Below are 17,412 nucleotides of genomic sequence, written 5' to 3'. Positions count from 1 at the left end.
CTAAAGTTAAGCCGCTAAGATGCCGACAACAAGGCCCGCGCTCATCCTGCGCGGCATTCACAGGCTGTGACGAGACCAGATGACCCAGACATTCGATACGATTTTGAAGAACGGCACCGTCGTCAATCAGGACGGCGAGGGTGTGCGCGATATCGGCATTCGCAATGGCCGAATCGCGGCCATCGAATCGCTCGGCGCGGCCTCGGCCGCTGAAGTGATCGACTGCAAGGGGCTGCACATCCTGCCGGGCGTGATCGACACCCAGGTGCATTTTCGCGAGCCGGGCCTCGAACAAAAGGAAGACCTTGAGACCGGATCACGCAGCGCCGTGATGGGCGGCGTCACCGGCGTGTTCGAAATGCCGAATACCAACCCGCTGACCATCGACGAAGCCACTTTCACCGACAAGGTGAAGCGGGGTCATCATCGCATGCATTGCGATTACGCCTTCTTCATCGGTGGCACCCGCGAGAACGTGCAGGACCTGCCGGAGCTGGAACGCGCGCCCGGCTGCGCCGGCGTGAAAGTATTCATCGGCTCATCCACCGGCGCGCTGCTGGTCGAGGATGACGACAGCCTGCGCCGCATCTTCCAGGTCATCAAGCGCCGCGCCGCCTTCCATGCCGAGGACGAATATCGCCTCAACGAGCGCAAGAACCTGCGCATCGAAGGCGATACCCGTTCACACCCGGTGTGGCGCGACGAGACTGCGGCGCTGATGGCGACGCAGCGGCTGGTCAACCTTGCGCGCGAGACCGGCAAGCGCATCCATGTTCTGCATATCTCGACGAAAGAAGAGATCGAATATCTGCGCGACCACAAGGACGTCGCGTCCTGCGAGGCGACGCCGCATCATCTGACCATGGCGGCGCCAGAATGCTACGAACGCCTCGGCACGCTGGCGCAGATGAACCCGCCGGTGCGCGATGCCAGCCATCGCGACCGCATCTGGAATGGCATCAGTCAGGGCATCATCGATGTGCTCGGCTCCGACCACGCGCCGCACACGCTCGAGGAAAAGAAGAAAATCTATCCGGCGTCGCCCTCGGGAATGACCGGCGTGCAGACGCTGGTGCCGATCATGCTGGATCACGTCAATGCCGGCCGCCTGTCGCTGGCACGCTTCGTCGACCTGTCGAGTGCAGGTCCCGCGCGGCTCTACAACATCGCCATGAAGGGCCGCATCGCGGCGGGCTATGACGCCGACTTCACCATCGTGGATCTGAAACGCACCGAGACCATCACCAATGACTGGGTAGCCTCGAAGGCCGGCTGGACGCCCTATGACGGTGTGAAAGTCACCGGCTGGCCCGTCGGCACCTTCGTGCGCGGCCGCCGCGTGATGTGGCAGGGCGAACTGGTCACGCCGTCGCAGGGCGAGACGGTGAAGTTCCTGGAAACGCTGAGGGCGTGATGGCGTGCGGCATTGCCGTATCGCTCAACTCTCCGCTGTCATCACCCGCGGAAGCGGGTGATCCAGTAAACGCCATCGGAGTGTGAAGCTGTGAAGCCAGTGTCTACTGGGTCGCCCGGTCAAGCCGGGCGATGACATTTGAGTCTGTTGAAGACGCCTGAGGATAACTGGTGCTTAGCCGTTACTGCCGTGCCAGTGTCAGCGAGAACTCGCCATTGCGCACGCGGCCCGGAAGACCCTCGACAAACTTCGCTACGGCGTCTTCGCCATAGGTGCCGACGAGCTCGGCAAAGGCCGCAAACAGGCTGGCCTGCGCGAGGCAATCGCCATCGACGCCGTCATGCCGTGCTTCCGCCCAGGCTTCGTTGAGATAGCTCAGCGCGGCCTGCTTCTGTTCCTGATCCGGTAGCGGATCGCGGGCGGGGCGGTACGACAATGATTCGCTCATGAAATTCCCAAAACGGTCTTCGGTGCGCATCAAAGCGAAGCGCGCCTCGCAAGTTCGAATCGAGATTTACCACGCGGAGCAGGTTCCGCGAGCGACATCTTTAAGAAAGGTTAACGACAGTGACTCACATTGTCCGACATTATGTTAACAGCGGGAACCGGTCATCTTGACCGGTTGAGGAAGCCTATGGACGCAAACAGTTTTTCGTCTTTCGCGAGTCCCGGCGACGCTGCGCGCGCAGCAGAGTTGCGCCGCGTCAAGGCGATTGCGGCGCTGGTGCTGGCGAGCTGTCTGGTCGTGTTTGTCGGTGCAAAAATCTTGCTGCCGATTCATCCCGCGTTCGGATTCGTTGCGGCCTTCGCGGAAGCGGCCACCATTGGCGGATTGGCGGACTGGTACGCCGTTGTCGCGCTGTTCCGTCGGCCGCTGGGTCTGCCGGTTCCGCACACCGCGATCATCCAGGCGAATCAAAATCGCATTGCCGACAAGTTGGGTGAATTCATCGAGGTGCATTTCCTCGAAGCCGGGCCGGTTGAGGCCAAATTACGTGAGGTGGATTTTGCGAGTTTCGTTGCAGACTGGCTGAGCGATAAAAAGCGTAGCGCGGATCTCGCGCGTTTCTTGCTGCGGCTGCTGCCCGAGGCGATGTCGGCGACGGAAACATCCGGCCTCAAAACCTTCATTATCCGCCGCGTGATGACGCAGCTGCAGTCGGTCGATCTCGCGCCGATCGCGGCCGGCACCATGCGCGGCTTCATCAGGGATGGTCGCCATCAGGGCCTGCTCGACAATCTGCTCGGCGCCATGCATGGCGCGCTGACCGAGCCGGACACGCTGGCTGTCATCAAGAACAAGATCCGTGACGAGTTGCCGACGTTGCTCAAACTCTATCGCGCCGATGCGTTCCTGCTGAAGCGCATCGTCGCGTCGGCCACGACCTTCTTCGACGATGTACGCAAGGATCCAGCGCATCCGTTCCGTGGTGAGTTCGACCGCATGCTGCTCTCCTTCGTCGATCGGCTGGAGACCGAGCCCGGCTTCACCGGCCGCATCGATGGGTTGAAGCGCGATCTGCTGGCGCGCCCCGAGCTTGCCGAACTTGGGCGTAATCTCTGGAACAATGCGCGCAGCTTCATCGAGCGCAGTGCATCGGGTGAAAGCAATGTACTGGCACATCATCTCGCCAATGTATTCGTCGAGGCCGGCGCAGCGCTGCGCGCAGATGCCGAGATGCGCGGCGAGATCAACCAGGGCATCGTCGTGGTGCTGCGCACGTTCATCGCGGATCAGAAAAGCGGCGTGTCGAGTTTTATCGCCGATCAGGTGAAGGGCTGGGACATGCAGCAGCTGATCGGTGTCATCGAAGTCAATATAGGCCGCGATCTGCAATATATCCGCTTCAACGGTTCGCTGATCGGCGGGCTCGCCGGGCTGGCGCTCTACGCGATCGAATATTTGTTGCGACTGCTGTGAGACCAGTTTCGCATTGCGGAAGTGAGGCGCGGGAGGGGGGTATCGGGATGCGCTTGAACTACCGCAAACCCGACCTTAACTTGAGTGAACTGATACTTGCTTCGGTGCGTTGTGTGATTCCCTCCCTGTGAGGCTGCATTCAAATCAATCGATATGACCGGCCAACGCGCCGGCGAGAGGAAATCAGATGTCGGCTACGGCCCAGGCGCAGCGTCCCCCATCGAAAACCCTGATGTTTCTTGAAGGCCGTGCGGTTCACGAATTCGGCGCCTTTCTCGGCGCGCTGCCGCTGCTGAATCTCGCGCCGCGTGGCGATGGTCATCCGGTACTGGTACTGCCCGGCCTTGTGGCCTCGGATGTTTCGACAGGTCCGCTTCGCACGTTCCTTAAGGGCCGCGGCTATGCCGTCAGCGGCTGGAAGCAGGGCCGCAATCTCGGCCTGCGCGACGGTGTGCAGGGCAGCATGGTCGAATTGCTGAAAGAGATGAACGAGACCCACGGCCGCAAGGTAAGTCTGGTCGGCTGGAGCCTCGGCGGCCTTTACGCACGCCAGCTTGCCAAGATGATGCCGGACCGCGTCCGCTCGGTGATCACGCTGGGTAGCCCGTTTGCCGGCCATCCGAAATCCACCAATGCCTGGCGCGTCTATGAATTCGCCAGCGGCAAACGCGCCGATGACACCGACGACGATTTCGGTGGTTCGCTTGCCGATACGCCGCCGGTCCCGACCACCGCGATCTACAGCCGCACCGACGGCGTCTGTGCCTGGCAGGGCTGCATGGAGAAGTCATCGGCGATGTCGGAGAGCATCGAGGTCGAGAGCAGCCATTGCGGGATGGGGCATCACCCCGCCGTCGTCTATGCAGTGGCGGAGCGTCTCGCGCAAAAGGAAGGCGCGTGGGCGCCGTTCGATCGCTCTGGCTGGCGCAGCCTGGTCTATCCGGATCCGAACAGGTAAAGGCACACACTCCACTTTCCGCCGTCATTGCGAGCTCTGACGAATTGGCAAGGCCAATTCGTTTGGGCGAAGCAATCCAGAAGGCCGCAAGCGAAGACTGGATTGCTTCGTCGCAAGGGCTCCTCGCAATGACGTGGAGAGGTTTGCGGGTTACTCAGCCGCCTTGGTCACGATCCTGATCTCAGATGTCAGTGTCCGGTGTACCGGGCACTTGTCAGCGATCTCCATGAGCTTTGCGCGCTGCTCGGCGTCGAGCTTGCCGTCGATCGTGATGACGCGCTCAACCTGGTCCAGCATGCCGTCCTTGGTCTCGCATTCCTCGCAATCCCTGGCGTAGATCTTCTTGTGGTTCAGCGTCACCGTGACGTGGTCCATCGGCAGCGCCTTGCGATCCGCATAGAGCCGCATGGTCATGGCGGTGCAGGCGCCGAGCGCGCTGAGCAGCAGATCATACGGACCGGGCCCGGTGTCCTCGCCGCCGGCGGCGATCGGCTCGTCGGCGAGCATCTGATGCGGGCCGACATTGATGACCTGCTGGAATTTGCTGGCGCGCGTCTCGCTCACCACCACCTTGCGCGGCTCTTCGGGCAAGTTCGCTACGGGCGTGACGGCAACCGCATCGAGATAGCGCCCGGCCCAGGCGGCGATGACATCGGCGACATAGATCGCGTCATGCTTTTGCGTGAGCAGATGGTCGGCGCCGGCCAGCGAGACGAAGCTCTTTGGATGTTTGGCAGCGACGAAAATCTTCGTGGCGTTGTCGATGCCCACTGTGTCGTCGGTGGGCGCATGCATGATCAGCAGCGCCTTGTGCAGCCTGGCGACCTTGGCCATCAGATTGTGCTCGGCGATATCGTCGAGGAATTCACGCTTGATGCTGAATGGCCGACCGGCGAGCTTGACTTCGACCTCACCCTTTTCGCGGATCGCGTCCACATGTTCGGCGAACATGTCAGTGACGTCAGCGGGATCGGATGGCGCCGCGATGGTGACAACGGCCTTGGCTTCCGGCATCTGTTCAGCGGCGGCGAGGATCGCTGCGCCGCCGAGACTGTGGCCGATCAGGATCGCGGGCGCCTGTCGTATCTCGCGCAAATGGTCGGCAGCCTTTACGAGATCGGCGATATTCGACGAGAACGTGCTATTGGCGAAATCGCCCTCGCTGGAGCCGAGGCCAGTGAAGTCGAAGCGCAGCACGGCGATGCCCTTGAGCGTCAGCGCCGCGGAGATACGCCGAGCCGCGAGCACATCCTTGCCGCAAGTGAAGCAATGCGCGAACAGCGCATATGCATGGACAGCGCCATCGGGCAGGTCCAGCGCCGCCGCCAGCATATGGCCGGCCGCGCCGGGGAATTGAAAGCGTTCAGTTGGCACGGTGGGCTCCTGTCGTGACAGATGTCTCTTTCTACACCGATTCCACCCAATCAATCAGTGGGTACCCAACACTCGTGCGAGAATGAGGCCGAGCTGCTCTCTTCGCGCCGCACCTCGGGTTGAACTTTAGTTCTGCGCGGCCGCTCGAGCACGCGCTTGCCGGCCTCCGATGTCGGTGCTAGATGTCGGGTCATCGTACAACTTTTGGGGTGCGCTGCCGCTACAAGCTGATGGACGGCGGGCCGGCACGCTCCTAGAATTGTGACAAGATCGACCCCGCAAAGGGGCGAACCAGAATAATGGCCAACGCGCCGCATCGGGAAATTCACAGGGAGGATTTCGTCCATGAAGAGAAGAGATGTCGTCAAAGGCGGACTGGCCGCGCTCGCGGTTGGCGCTACCGGTCTCGGGCGGTTCACGCCTGCGCAGGCGCAGGCCAAGATGGTCCTCAAGGCCTCTGACGTCCACCCGCTTGGCTATCCCACGGTCGAATCCGTGGTGCGCATGGGCAAGAAGCTGGATGCCGCGACCAGCGGCCGGCTCACCATCCAGATGTTTCCCTCCATGCAGCTTGGCGGCGAGAAGGAAGCCATCGAGCAGGCCCAGGTCGGCGCTCTGCAGATCGCGCGCATTTCCGTCGGCGCCGTCGGCCCCGTGGTCGATGACGTCAACGTCTTCAACATGCCGTTCGTGTTTCGCGATTCCAAGCACATGGAAGCGGTCCTCGATGGCGAGATCGGCACCGAGCTGCTGAACAAGATCACGGCCAATGAAAAAACCGGTCTGGTCGCGCTTGGCTGGATGAATGCCGGCTCGCGCAACATCTATAACAGCAAACGCCCGATCAAGACGCTCGCCGATCTCAAGGGTCTCAAGATCCGGATGATCGGTAATCCCTTGTTCATCGACACGATGAATGCGCTCGGCGGCAATGGCGTCGCCATGGGCTTCGATCAGGTGTTTAGCGCCATGCAGACCGGCGTCGTAGATGGGGCCGAGAACAACCTGCCATCCTTCGTGGCGCAGAACCACTTCCAGGTCGCCAAGTATTTCTCGATGACAGAGCATCTGATCATTCCGGAATTGCTGGTGTTCTCGAAGGCGTCATGGGCGAAGCTCACGCCGGACGATCAGGCGCTGCTGAAGAAATTCGGCCGCGAAGCGCAGCTCGAACAGCGCGTGCTCTGGTACGAGGCGGAGAAGACCGCGCTGGACAAGATGAAGGAAGTCGGCACCGACATCGTCACGTCCATCGACAAGCAGCCGTTCCGCGATGCCGTGAAGCCGGTGTGGGACAAATACGGCGCGAAATACGCCGAGATGACCAAGCGCATTGCTGCGGTGAGCTAGCGGCATGTTCTCAATGTGTCGTCCCCGCTTTCGCGGGGGCGACAGAATAGACCTGCGCTTCCGTCGCGTTACCTGAGGTCTTCATGTCTGACGTTATTTCCAAACTGCCGGCTGCATCCAATCATCACGCTGACACGGCCAGCCATGGTGCGGCATACGCATTCCGCCGCGCCATGAACGCACTGTACTGGACCGGTGCCGTGTTTTCTTGCCTGGCGCTTGTGCTGATCTCCGCGATTATCCCTTGGGCTGTTTACACCCGCTACATTTTGAACAGCGCGGCGTCGTGGCCGGAGCCTCTGGCGGTGTTGCTGACGATAGCGGTGACTTTCATCGGCGCCGCCAATTGCTATCGTCAGCGCATCCACATGAACATGACGGTAGGTACCAACCTGCTGCCGCCTCACGCGCGTGTCGTAGCTGCTTTTATCAGCGAGTTGCTGATGGCTGCGGTGGCACTGTTCATGGTGATCTGGGGCATGAAGTTGGTGATGACCACCTGGGGCAATTCGGTGGATGAATTTCCCTGGTTGTCTGTCGGGATTACCTACATGCCGATCCCCGTTTCCGGCGCGATGATGTTTCTCTTTGTCGTCGAACGCCTGACCATCGGTCCGCCGCCGCAGGATGGCAGCGACGCACACATACCTCTCGACTAGCTTCGCCGATCAGCTCCAGCCATAACAAAGAAAATCCGACATGGACATCGCCGTTCTTCTGCTCAGCATGTGTCTGTTCTTCGCCGTCGGCATGCCGATCGCCTTTGCGCTGGCGCTTTCCGCGCTGGTCGGCGCATTGTGGATCGATCTGCCCGTTGCAGCTGTGATGCAGCAACTCTCCAGCGGCGTCGGCAAGGTGTCGATGCTGACCGTGCCGTTCTTCGTGCTGGCCGGCGCCATCATGGCAGAAGGCGGCATGGCGCGAAGGCTGGTGGATTTTGCAGCCGTGGTGGTCGGTTTCACGCGCATCCGCGGCGGCCTCTCCCAGGTTAATATTCTGGCTACGACCATCATGTCCGGGATCTCCGGCTCGTCGGTCGCGGATACGTCGGCGATTGGCTCGGTGATGATCCCGCAGATGGCGGCGAAGGGATATCCACGGGTGTTCGCCACCAATGTGACCATCTCCGCCTCGGTCCAGGCGATCCTGGTGCCGCCGAGCCACAATGCGGTTATCTATTCGCTGGCGACCGGCGGCGTGGTCTCGATCACCAGCCTGTTCCTGGCAGGTATCGTGCCCGGGCTATTGCTTGGCTTCGCGATCATGTTGTTGTGTCTCTACTTTGCCTATCGCGATGGTCATCCGAAGGGCGAGCCGGTGCCAGTGAAGCAGGCGCTGAAGATGCTGGGGGATGCCACTTGGGGAATCGTCACGCTGGTAATTGTGCTCGGTGGCATTCTCACAGGCGTGTTCACGCCGATCGAGGCTGGCGCTGTGGCGTGCGTCTGGGCCTTCTTCGTCACGATGTTTATCTATCGCGACTACAAATGGTCCGAGCTGCCGATGCTGACCTACCGGACGCTCCAGACGGTGGCGATGGTGTTGACGCTGGTCGCGACCGCGTCGTGCTTCGGCTATGTCGCTGCGATGATGCGGATGCCGGCGCATATGACCGAGTTCTTCGTCGCCATCTCGTCGAACAAATACGTGCTATTGATGTGGCTCAATATCATGCTGCTGATCCTCGGCACGGCGCTCGATCTCGCGCCACTGCTGCTGATCTGCACGCCGATCCTGCTGCCGGTGGTGAAGAGTTTCGGGATCGACCCCGTGCATTTCGGCATCGTGATGCTGCTCAATCTCGGCATCGGCCTGCTGACGCCGCCTGTTGGCACCACGCTGTTCGTGGGCTGCGCCATCGGCAAGGTCTCGGTAGACGAGGTGATGCGTGGGATCTGGCCGTTTTACTGGGTGATGTTCGCGGTCTTGATGCTGGTGACTTACGTACCGTGGTTCTCGATGGCGCTGCCGCACGCGTTCGGCTTCAGGTGAGCTACTGGACTGGATCGACTGACAACTGCTTGTAGCGTTCCTTGCCGTTCAGCAAATGCCGGCGCATTGCATCGCGAGCCTTGCGCGGCGAACGGGCGCTGATCGCATTGACGATGACTTGGTGCTCCTTCTCGATGCTCTCGAGATAGCGCTTCTGCAATTCGGCCTTGCCATCGAAGGTGCGGATGCTCTGGCGCGGGATGATAAGACCGCCAAGGAATTCCAGAAAACCGACAAAGCGCGCATTCTGCGTGGCGACAGCAATGGCGAAGTGGAAGTCAAAGTCCTCCTTCACCGCACGGTCGCCATTGGCGATGGCGCGGCTGAAGATAGCCGCGGCCTTGGCAATGGCTCGGATCTGGGCAGCGGTGGCGCGCTCGCTGGCTATAGCCGCGGCCTCCATCTCGACGGCCGTGCGCAGTTCAAGAATTTCGATCACGCTGCCAAGCGAGCCCAGGCCGTCGGGGTCGATGGCATAAGGCTGCTGATCGGGCTCGCTGTTGACGAAGGCACCGGCGCCTTGCCGGGTGGTTACAAGACCCCGGGCGCGGAGTGCCGCGATCGCCTCGCGAACGACCGTGCGGCTGACGCCCATGGCCGCCATCATGGCCTGCTCGGTCGGTAGGCGCGCGCCTGCGGGCAAGCGGCCTTCGATGATCTGGGCAGCGATGCGCTCGACGACTTCCTCAGTACGGCGGCGCACGGGATTGAGCGGTCGCAGCAAAGGCGTGCCTGCGGCCCCATTGGTTGTCTTGCGCTTGGTGCGTGGCTTAGCTTGTCCGGTCATCGTACAACCGGGCTATCATCGCCGATGTCGCTGCGCAAGCTTGCGGCACGCGTCATTGCGCTGCACGCTCTTACATTGTTTCGAGTTCGGGGAGCTTGAGATCGCATTCGACCCAGGCGCCGTTAATGGTGAAGCGCTGGAACGGCGAGTTGGGCACCGGAGCCTGCAATGGGGCGAGGAACTGCGCGTCGGCGGGGCTGCGGAGGTGAAACTGGATATGGCTGGCGGAAAGGGCGTTGCGCGACAGCCAGATCATGCCGGAAAACAGCTCGATCAGCAGTTGTCCGTATTTATCGAGACCGGCACTCCCGAAGTCGTAGGTCGGCGACACGGTCATGAAACGGCAACGCAGCACGGGACCTTCGAATTTGGGCATCAGAAGTTTGCTGACCTGACAGAAGGCCTGCGGAACGGTGCCGTCGTAGAGACCGTACAACCCACCCTTGCCGCCCTGCATGACAGGGTCCAGCGCCGCGAAAATACCCTGGGTGTAAGTGGAGAAGTCTTCCTCGGCTGCCTCGGCAGCCTTCCGCCACTGCGACTTCAGTGAAGCCCAGCTTCTGTCGGCGTCGGTGATCGGCACGAGCCGCATCTCGAGGTCCCCCCGCCGATTTACACACGGCCGGATGCAACCCTAGCTATATACCCTCAAGATTTTGATAACGCGGGAACTTGGCGCCAACGGCGTTTGCGCGCCAACGGACGTCTACAGAGCGCGTTCAGGCGCCAGCGGACTGTAGTCCGGCTGCAGCTGCGGCCACGATCGACGCCACGACCTGCTTCCAGGTCTTCGACGACTGCGGGCGATGAGACGAGGCTTTGAAGCGCATGGTCTTGTCCGGTTTGGCCGCACATATTGCTGCGCAGCCGAGCGTCCTCAGGGACGACACCCGGAAAATCGTGCCTTGCGCGGGGGAAGTCGATCCCCCGGCAAAAATAGCAATACCCGCGCTGCTCTCGTGCCGGACGGCGGTTGGCTTGTTCTCTGCCGGCAATGAACGGCAGTGAATTATTCTCGCTGCCTCAACCTATCGCGGGAGCTTGCTCCTGCACTGCCGCCGGCTCCTGGCAAACATCGACCCAGCTGGCCCCGGTCAGTTCGGCCATCCGTGCCGGGGACATCCGCACCGAACTGTTGATCGAGCCCGCCGCCGGCCACACCTCGGCGAATTCCTTCAGCGACACGTCGCAGTAGACTTGTAATGGCGTTGCTAGGCCGAACGGGCAGACGCCGCCGACCGGATGGCCGGTGAGGGCAACGACCTCGTCGGCCCCCAGCATGCGGGGCTTGCCGCCAAGTGCATCGCGTGCCTTCTTATTGTCGAGCCGCGCTGTACCCTTGGTCACCACCAGCACCACCCGGTCGCCGACCCGCACCGACAGCGTCTTGGCGATTTGGCCGGGTTCGACGCCCAATGCCTCGGCGGCGAGAAGGACCGTGGCCGAGCTTTTGTCGGTGACGGTGACGGATAATTCGGGGGCGTTGGCGGTGAGAAAGGCGCGGACGGACTCAAGGCTCATGATGCGGTCTCGGTGACATACCGCCACGCCCTCTCACATGTCGCCGACAAAGTGAAGTCAGATCCGTGCATTGGGGAACTGGGACGGCGCGGCCGCGCCATTCCCTCACGCCGGTTTTGACCTTATACGGGCTCTTGTCTGGCTGACCGTGCCGGGCGATGTTCTGGAGCCTACCTCTCGATGCTGCCGGCCTATGTGATCCATGCCAAGTCGTTGCCCGAGCGCACGGAGCATATCCAGCGCGAGCTCGACCGTGCGGGCATCAAGTTCGAGTGGGTGCTGGATTTCGATGCCGACGAGATCACCTCCGATGTCGATCGGGCTTATTTCGCCGAAGGCGCCGACCTCACGCTGCGACAAAAATCCTGCGCGCTGAAACATGTGGTCGCCATGCAGCGCATCCGCGAGCGCGGCCAGGATCTGGCGCTGATCTTCGAGGATGACGCATTGCTGGTGCCGGATTTCTGCGACCAGTTGAAGCGGGTGCTCGACGAAGCCGAAAAGTGGCCGCGGCCGCGAATTCTGCATCTTGGCGCTGCGACCAATTTTTACACCCCGGCGTCGGAGTTGCGCCCGGGCCAGATCGTCTATCCCGGCAATCGCGTGCGCAATATGGAAGCCTATGTGCTGGGCGCGCCGGAGGCTTCGGCGCGACTTGACTGGATCGCGCGGCATCCCATGCACGAGCCTATCGACATCGCCTTTAACACCGGCGATCCTGCCATGGGCATCCCGTTCCTGTGGCCGGAACCGCCGCTGGCCGAGCAAGGCTCGCTTAATGGCGTGTTCAAGAGCTCGCTTGATCGCAAAGGGCATGCGCAATTGCAGCTGCGCATACAGTTTGCCGTGCAGAAGTTTAGGCGGCGTTATTTGAAGCGGTGGCTGAAGCTGAAGTAGTTGGCGGCTTTCGGCCGGTCATTCCGGATGGAGCATTGCGTACCAACGCGCCGAGCAATCCCACTGCCAGACAGTACAGCATGCCCTGCGTCACCGCCGAGATGTGGCTGTTGAATAAAGAGCCAATCACGTTCTGCAACACGACGGCCTGGCCGAGGATGCTTGCATAATCGCGCGCGAGAAAAAGCCGTGCATGCGCGATCCACATGGCCCATAGCAGCAGCCCGCCGATCAGGCCGACCTGCAGCACGGTATGAAGCGTTTGATTGTGCGGATCTGGCGTGGCCTGGCCATAGGGCGACGGCTTCGTCGCCTCCATGCTCTGATACAGCGGCTTGATGCTCCCCGTGCCGTGACCGGCGATGGGCGAGGCCTTCACGAAGCCGACTGCCTTGCTCCAGAAATCCAGCCGCGATGCGGTCGAGATTGTTTCGCCGCCTGCGGTCTGGCCGCTATTGGCGTTGATGTCCGAGTTGATCTCTGCAATCCGGCGCTGCGCTTGTGGCGAGGTCAGCAGTGCGATGCCGATCACGATCATGGCTGCGACCGCGACCATGGCGGAGCGTCGCCAGCCGCCGGCGTGGATGACGAATAAACCGAGTAATGCGGCGGCCATGATTGCGCCGGTCTTCGACACATAGATCAGGAAAATGTCGGCAAAGAACAGAAGCGCGAGCACGATCATCGCGATGGCGCGGCGGGTGTCCTGGACCCAGATGCGCATCGCGCCGATCGCCAGAGCGAAGGCACAAAGTGCGAAGCAGCCGGATTGAACCGCGTTGTCCTTGAAGGGCACGCCGGGCGCCTTGAACCAGCCCCACGGTCCCGTGGGCCACAGGAACGCAGCCCATGACAGGGCGAGAAGACAAATACAGGCGGCAAGAAAGCCATAAGCGATTTGTAACGCTTGTTTCGGCGTAAATGCCGTTGCCATCACCAATGGAATCAACAGCAGCTTGGCGTAGGGACCAACCCATCTGATCGCGCCGCTGAGCGGCTGCATCGACCAGAGCACGCCGACCAGGATCAGTGCGAACAGCGCGACCGGCAGATAGGCCGCCGGCTTCCGCAACGCGGCGATGAAACGATCGCGGTCGAGTGTCAGCAGCGCGAGCACTGCAAAGATCGACACCGCGATAGCCTGACCGCTGGTTGAGAACGGCAGCGAGAAGCCGGTGGCAATGGCAGCGATCTGCCGGGCATCCGCAAGTTTGCGCGGCAGATCGTTGTTCGTCATATGCCCAGGAGTTTCCGTGCGTTGTTCTTCAGGACCTTCGGACGCACCTCGTCGCGAATGTCGAGCTTGGCGAAATCGGCCATCCAGCGATCCGGCATGATCACCGGCCAGTCGGAGCCGAACAGCATCTTATCCTGCAGGATCGAATTGATGTAGCGCACCAGGATCGGCGGGAAGTATTTCGGCGACCAGCCGGACAGGTCGATATACACGTTGGGCTTGTGGGTCGCGACCGACAGCGCCTCTTCCTGCCAGGGGAAGGAGGGATGCGCCAGAATGATCTTCATGTCGGGAAAGTCGACCGCAACGTCGTCCATATACATCGGGTTGGAATATTTCAGCCGCATCCCCATGCCGCCTGGCATGCCGGAGCCGACGCCTGTCTGGCCGGTGTGGAACAGCGCGATAGCGCCGCCTTCCTGGATCGCCTCATAGAGCGGATAGGCCATGCGGTCGTTGGCGTAGAAGCCCTGCATGGTCGGATGGAACTTGAAACCCTTCACACCGTATTCGGAGATCAGCTTGCGTGCCTCGCGCACGCCGAGCTTGCCCTTGTGCGGATCGATCGACGCGAACGGGATCAGCACGTCGGCGTTCTCTTTGGCGATCTCCAGCATCTCGTAGTTGTTATAGCGGCGGAAACCGGTCTCGCGCTCGGCGTCGACCGGGAAAATCACCGCGGCAATCTTCTTGTCGCGGTAATAGGCGGCTGTTTCCTGCACTGTCGGCGGATGCTTGTGCGGCGACTTGAAATACTCGGCCATGCGGGCCTGGAAATCATCATAGCCGTCGTCGGCGTGACAGCCGCATGGCTCTTCCGCATGGGTGTGGATGTCGATGGCGACAAGGTCGTCCGGATTGAGCAATTTCATGTCCCGCGTCTCCCGCACTTTCATCATTATCGTTGGCGGTTGCTCTAGCAAACCGGCCTGCTGAATGAAAGGCAGCGGAACGCTGCCGACCTAGCCGGTGGAGAAGGACTGTGTCCGGATATCCTGCGCGGTGCGGCGGAGCGGGATCAGGTATTTCTCCTTTGCCGTCGCCTCGTCCATTGTGCCCGAGATCGCATTCACGCTGATCGCCGCGACGACCCGGCCGCCGTGGTCGCGGACGGGGACAGCGATGCCGCAGATGGCTGGATCGAGTTCACCATCGACCCAGCCATAGCCTTTGGCTTCGACGCGTTCGAGCTCGCGTTCCAGCAGCACGGGATCGGTGATGGTGCGTGGGGTGATATGTTTGAATTCGGTGGTGGCGAGATAGTGCGCGCGCTGGTCCGGTGGGAGGGCCGCCAGCAGGACGCGGCCGAGCGACACCACGTGGGCGGGTAAGCGGCTGCCGACGGCGAGATTGGCCGAGAGAATGCGCTGCGCCGGCAATCGCAGCGCATAGACGATCTCGGTCTCGTCCAGCACGGCCAGCGAGCAGGATTCGCCGATTTCGTTGCGCAGGTCTTCCAAAGCGCGTTGCGCATAGCCCCAGTAAGGCAGTGCATTGAGGTAGGACAGGCCAAGCCCCAGCGCCCGCGGGCGTAGGCTGAAATAACGGCCATCGGCTTCGCAATATTTCATCACGATCAGCGTTGCCAGCATCCGGCGCGCCGTCGCGCGGCTGAGGCCCGCGATCGCGGCGACTTCCGAAAGCGTGTGCCGGCCCGGTGGGCGACCCAGCGCTTCGACGGCCGCAAAACCACGGGCGATTGCCCGAACGAAACCGTCACTGTCTTTGGCCATGCACTATCCTACCGGTTCGGACTTGTCAGTCCCGGGAAACCGCGCCTATAGTTGTTCGTAAGGCGGCCATAAAGTTCGCCTGGTGAACGTTAGTGGAGAAGGCGCTATGGCGCAAGCGGAAGTTTTTGAAACCGATTTCTGGAAGGACGCGAACCTGCGCAAGGTCTGGGACGAGATCGTCCCGGGCGAGCCACGCAAGACGCTGCCTTATGTCCTGACGAGGGAGGCGATCCAGCTTTATTGCCGCTCGGTCGGCGAGAACCACCCATTGTATTTCGACGAGGCTTACGCGAAGGCGTCGCCCTATGGCGGTCTGATCGCGCCGCCATCGATCCACATCCTGTTGATGTTCTCCTGCACGCCGGCCGACGACTGGATGCGCACACCTGGCACCGTCAATGCTGGCCAGTCCTGGAGCTACAACATCCCGGCACGGCCCGGAGACACCATCACCCTGCAGGCCCGCGCGCTCGACAAGTTCATCAAGCGCGAGCGACTGTTCGTGGTCCACGACAACGTGTTCTTCAACCAGCGCGGCGACGTCATCTGTTCTGGCCGCGGCCAGACCATCCGCCCGATGTGAGTGTGGCAAGGAGATCAATCATGACAACCAGCTTTGACAAACTCTCCACCGGCGACACCATCGACGGTCCGAGCTTCGCAGTGTCGCGCGAGTCGATCCGGCTCTTCTGCGACGGATCGCTCGACTACAATCCGCTGCATCTCGACGACAACTACATGAAGAACTCGTTCGGCAAGACCAATTTCGGCGGCATCATCATGCATGGCATGAATAATTTCGGGCTGATCACCCGCATGTTGACCGACTGGGCCTATCCCGCAGGTGCAATCCATCGCCGTCTCGAAACGCGCTGGGTCAAGCCGGTGAAGCCTGGCGACACGATCCAGCCGGTTGGCATCATCAAGGCCAAGCAGACCACCGAGAAGTCGCGCTGGGTGTTGATCGACGTGCTGGTGAAGAACCAGAACGACGAGAAGGTCGCTGTTGGCGAGGCGATGGTTGAATTTCCGCTGACTGCCTAGTGGCTCAATGCAACGGCGTGCGGCATAGTCCGCACGCCGTATAAAAACAGGCAAGGGATCGAAATGAAGAAGCTCACAAGGCTCGCCCTGTCGTGTCTGGCGATGACTGTTGTCATGTTGTCAGGCGCGCTGGCGCAGAATTTTCCAGTCAGTCAGATCAAGATCATCGTGCCGTTTCCAGCGGGGGGCACGACGGACATCCTCGCACGGTTTGTCGCGCAATATCTCGGCGAGAAGCTCGGCGTCACCACGATCGTCGAGAACCGGCCCGGCGCATCGGGCACGATCGGTTCGGAAGTTGTCGTGAAGTCGCCCGCCGATGGCAGCGTGTTGTTGGTCACGGCCACGCACCACGTGATCAATCCGAGTCTACGCAAGAGTCTGCCTTACGAGACACAGAAGGACTTCTCGCCGATCGCCCTGATCGCGACGGCGCCAAATGCGCTTGTTGTGACCAGGGACTTTCCGGCGAAGTCGGTCGCCGAGTTGATCGAGTTGGCGAAGAAGCAGCCCGGCAAGCTGTCCTTCGGATCGGCCGGCGTCGGCGGCGCCAATCATCTGTCGGGCGAATTGTTCAAGCAGATGGCTGGAATCAATATCGAACACATCCCTTACAAGGGCGCCGCGCCGGCGATGAACGACCTGATCGGCGGCCATATTCCGATCATGTTCGATACGTTGCCGACTGTTCTGCCTGCTGCCGAGGCGGGCAACATCCGTGTGCTCGCGGTCACCAGTCTCACCCGAGCGGCCTCGCTCCCCAATGCCCCGACCCTCGATGAGGTCGGCGTAAAGGGGTTCGAGGCGACCGCCTGGTTCGGCATGTATATGCCGCAGGCCAATGGCAGCCCGGCCTATACGAAGCTGGTCGCGGCCATGAAGGAGATCCTGGCGGCACCCGCGACCCGCGAGAAATTCGCCACCCAGGGCGTCGAGCCGGGCAAGCTGACGGGAGCTGAATTCACGGCTTTCGTCGATTCGGAGATCAAGAAGTGGGGCGCAGTGGTGAAAACCGCGAATGTTCCGCAAGAGTGATCCGCACGTGTTTGAAGGGTCCGGTGACTGTTCCCGGACCCTCAAGCCACCAAAATACCTGCAAATGTCGATCTGGTGGTCGTCAGATGCCCGGATCGGATTGACAGTCCGGCGCCCGATGGCTTAGAAACCGCGGGTCCCGGGCGACT

The 17,412-nt window shown here is 61.4% G+C and carries 18 protein-coding genes; 10 read left to right on the top strand and 8 right to left on the bottom strand.

Annotated elements, in window-relative coordinates; all coding sequences use genetic code 11:
- Positions 1-79 precede the first annotated feature (79 nt).
- Positions 80-1,414 carry a dihydroorotase gene (locus tag AB8B20_RS15465; protein WP_439074768.1) on the top strand — a complete coding sequence of 445 codons (1,335 nt, stop codon included), beginning with the start codon at positions 80-82 and terminating at the stop codon, positions 1,412-1,414.
- A gap of 181 nt (positions 1,415-1,595) precedes the next feature.
- On the opposite strand, the gene AB8B20_RS15460 is transcribed toward AB8B20_RS15465, so the two are convergent.
- Entirely contained in the window at positions 1,596-1,862 is a 267-nt protein-coding gene (locus tag AB8B20_RS15460; protein WP_068730348.1) for a hypothetical protein, read from the bottom strand.
- A gap of 186 nt (positions 1,863-2,048) precedes the next feature.
- Here AB8B20_RS15460 and AB8B20_RS15455 point away from each other — a divergent pair, with 186 nt between their 5' ends.
- Both AB8B20_RS15455 and AB8B20_RS15450 read left to right on the top strand, forming a co-directional pair.
- Entirely contained in the window at positions 2,049-3,335 is a 1,287-nt protein-coding gene (locus tag AB8B20_RS15455) for a DUF445 domain-containing protein (RefSeq protein WP_439074769.1), read from the top strand.
- A 187-nt stretch (positions 3,336-3,522) separates the two neighbouring features.
- The gene (locus AB8B20_RS15450; RefSeq protein WP_120287155.1) at positions 3,523-4,293 is read left to right on the top strand and encodes an esterase/lipase family protein; all 771 of its coding nucleotides are present in this window, start codon (positions 3,523-3,525) and stop codon (positions 4,291-4,293) included.
- Positions 4,294-4,443: 150 nt separating this feature from the next.
- Here AB8B20_RS15450 and AB8B20_RS15445 read toward each other — a convergent pair whose 3' ends face one another.
- Complete coding sequence (locus AB8B20_RS15445) at positions 4,444-5,667, bottom strand: bifunctional alpha/beta hydrolase/OsmC family protein (protein WP_439074770.1); 1,224 nt, start codon at positions 5,665-5,667, stop codon at positions 4,444-4,446.
- A gap of 345 nt (positions 5,668-6,012) precedes the next feature.
- On the opposite strand from AB8B20_RS15445, the gene AB8B20_RS15440 reads away from it, so the two are divergent.
- From AB8B20_RS15440 to AB8B20_RS15430, 3 genes are all read left to right on the top strand, one after another.
- Positions 6,013-7,017: a TRAP transporter substrate-binding protein gene (locus AB8B20_RS15440; RefSeq protein ID WP_089265858.1), complete on the top strand. Its 1,005-nt coding sequence runs from the start codon at positions 6,013-6,015 to the stop codon at positions 7,015-7,017.
- A gap of 83 nt (positions 7,018-7,100) precedes the next feature.
- Complete coding sequence (locus tag AB8B20_RS15435) at positions 7,101-7,676, top strand: TRAP transporter small permease (protein WP_093757159.1); 576 nt, start codon at positions 7,101-7,103, stop codon at positions 7,674-7,676.
- Positions 7,677-7,716: 40 nt separating this feature from the next.
- Positions 7,717-9,009, top strand: a complete 1,293-nt coding sequence (locus AB8B20_RS15430; protein WP_089265860.1) for a TRAP transporter large permease — start codon at positions 7,717-7,719, stop codon at positions 9,007-9,009.
- Position 9,010: 1 nt separating this feature from the next.
- On the opposite strand, the gene AB8B20_RS15425 is transcribed toward AB8B20_RS15430, so the two are convergent.
- From AB8B20_RS15425 to AB8B20_RS15415, 3 genes are all read right to left on the bottom strand, one after another.
- Positions 9,011-9,796, bottom strand: a complete 786-nt coding sequence (locus AB8B20_RS15425; RefSeq protein WP_439074771.1) for a FadR/GntR family transcriptional regulator — start codon at positions 9,794-9,796, stop codon at positions 9,011-9,013.
- Between the two features lie 70 nt (positions 9,797-9,866).
- Positions 9,867-10,388 (bottom strand): hypothetical protein, encoded by a 522-nt coding sequence (locus AB8B20_RS15420; protein WP_089265862.1) that lies wholly within the window; start codon positions 10,386-10,388, stop codon positions 9,867-9,869.
- A gap of 431 nt (positions 10,389-10,819) precedes the next feature.
- A complete protein-coding gene (locus AB8B20_RS15415; RefSeq protein ID WP_439074772.1) occupies positions 10,820-11,317 on the bottom strand; it encodes a YbaK/EbsC family protein in 498 nt (165 codons plus the stop codon).
- A 180-nt stretch (positions 11,318-11,497) separates the two neighbouring features.
- On the opposite strand from AB8B20_RS15415, the gene AB8B20_RS15410 reads away from it, so the two are divergent.
- Positions 11,498-12,214, top strand: a complete 717-nt coding sequence (locus tag AB8B20_RS15410; RefSeq protein ID WP_089265863.1) for a glycosyltransferase family 25 protein — start codon at positions 11,498-11,500, stop codon at positions 12,212-12,214.
- Here AB8B20_RS15410 and AB8B20_RS15405 read toward each other — a convergent pair.
- The 3 genes from AB8B20_RS15405 to AB8B20_RS15395 all read right to left on the bottom strand — a co-directional run bounded on the left by AB8B20_RS15405 (position 12,174) and on the right by AB8B20_RS15395 (position 15,184).
- Positions 12,174-13,451: an O-antigen ligase family protein gene (locus AB8B20_RS15405; RefSeq protein WP_439074773.1), complete on the bottom strand. Its 1,278-nt coding sequence runs from the start codon at positions 13,449-13,451 to the stop codon at positions 12,174-12,176. The genes AB8B20_RS15410 and AB8B20_RS15405 overlap by 41 nt on opposite strands.
- Positions 13,448-14,323, bottom strand: coding sequence for an amidohydrolase family protein (locus AB8B20_RS15400; protein WP_089265865.1), 876 nt, complete (start codon positions 14,321-14,323; stop codon positions 13,448-13,450). Before AB8B20_RS15400 ends, AB8B20_RS15405 begins: the two co-directional genes overlap by 4 nt.
- A 90-nt stretch (positions 14,324-14,413) precedes the next feature.
- Entirely contained in the window at positions 14,414-15,184 is a 771-nt protein-coding gene (locus AB8B20_RS15395; RefSeq protein ID WP_089265866.1) for an IclR family transcriptional regulator domain-containing protein, read from the bottom strand.
- A 106-nt stretch (positions 15,185-15,290) separates the two neighbouring features.
- Between AB8B20_RS15395 and AB8B20_RS15390 the strand changes: the two genes are divergently transcribed.
- The 3 genes from AB8B20_RS15390 (at position 15,291) to AB8B20_RS15380 (ending at position 17,263) form a co-directional block, all read left to right on the top strand.
- Complete coding sequence (locus tag AB8B20_RS15390) at positions 15,291-15,767, top strand: MaoC family dehydratase (RefSeq protein ID WP_093757153.1); 477 nt, start codon at positions 15,291-15,293, stop codon at positions 15,765-15,767.
- Positions 15,768-15,787: 20 nt separating this feature from the next.
- Positions 15,788-16,228 (top strand): MaoC family dehydratase, encoded by a 441-nt coding sequence (locus AB8B20_RS15385; RefSeq protein ID WP_068728848.1) that lies wholly within the window; start codon positions 15,788-15,790, stop codon positions 16,226-16,228.
- A gap of 63 nt (positions 16,229-16,291) precedes the next feature.
- The gene (locus tag AB8B20_RS15380; protein WP_439074774.1) at positions 16,292-17,263 is read left to right on the top strand and encodes a Bug family tripartite tricarboxylate transporter substrate binding protein; all 972 of its coding nucleotides are present in this window, start codon (positions 16,292-16,294) and stop codon (positions 17,261-17,263) included.
- Positions 17,264-17,412 lie beyond the last annotated feature (149 nt).

It is taken from the genome of Tardiphaga sp. 866_E4_N1_4 (genome assembly GCF_052076075.1).
Lineage (GTDB): Bacteria > Pseudomonadota > Alphaproteobacteria > Rhizobiales > Xanthobacteraceae > Tardiphaga > Tardiphaga robiniae.
This window is presented reverse-complemented; position numbering and strand designations above follow the sequence as displayed.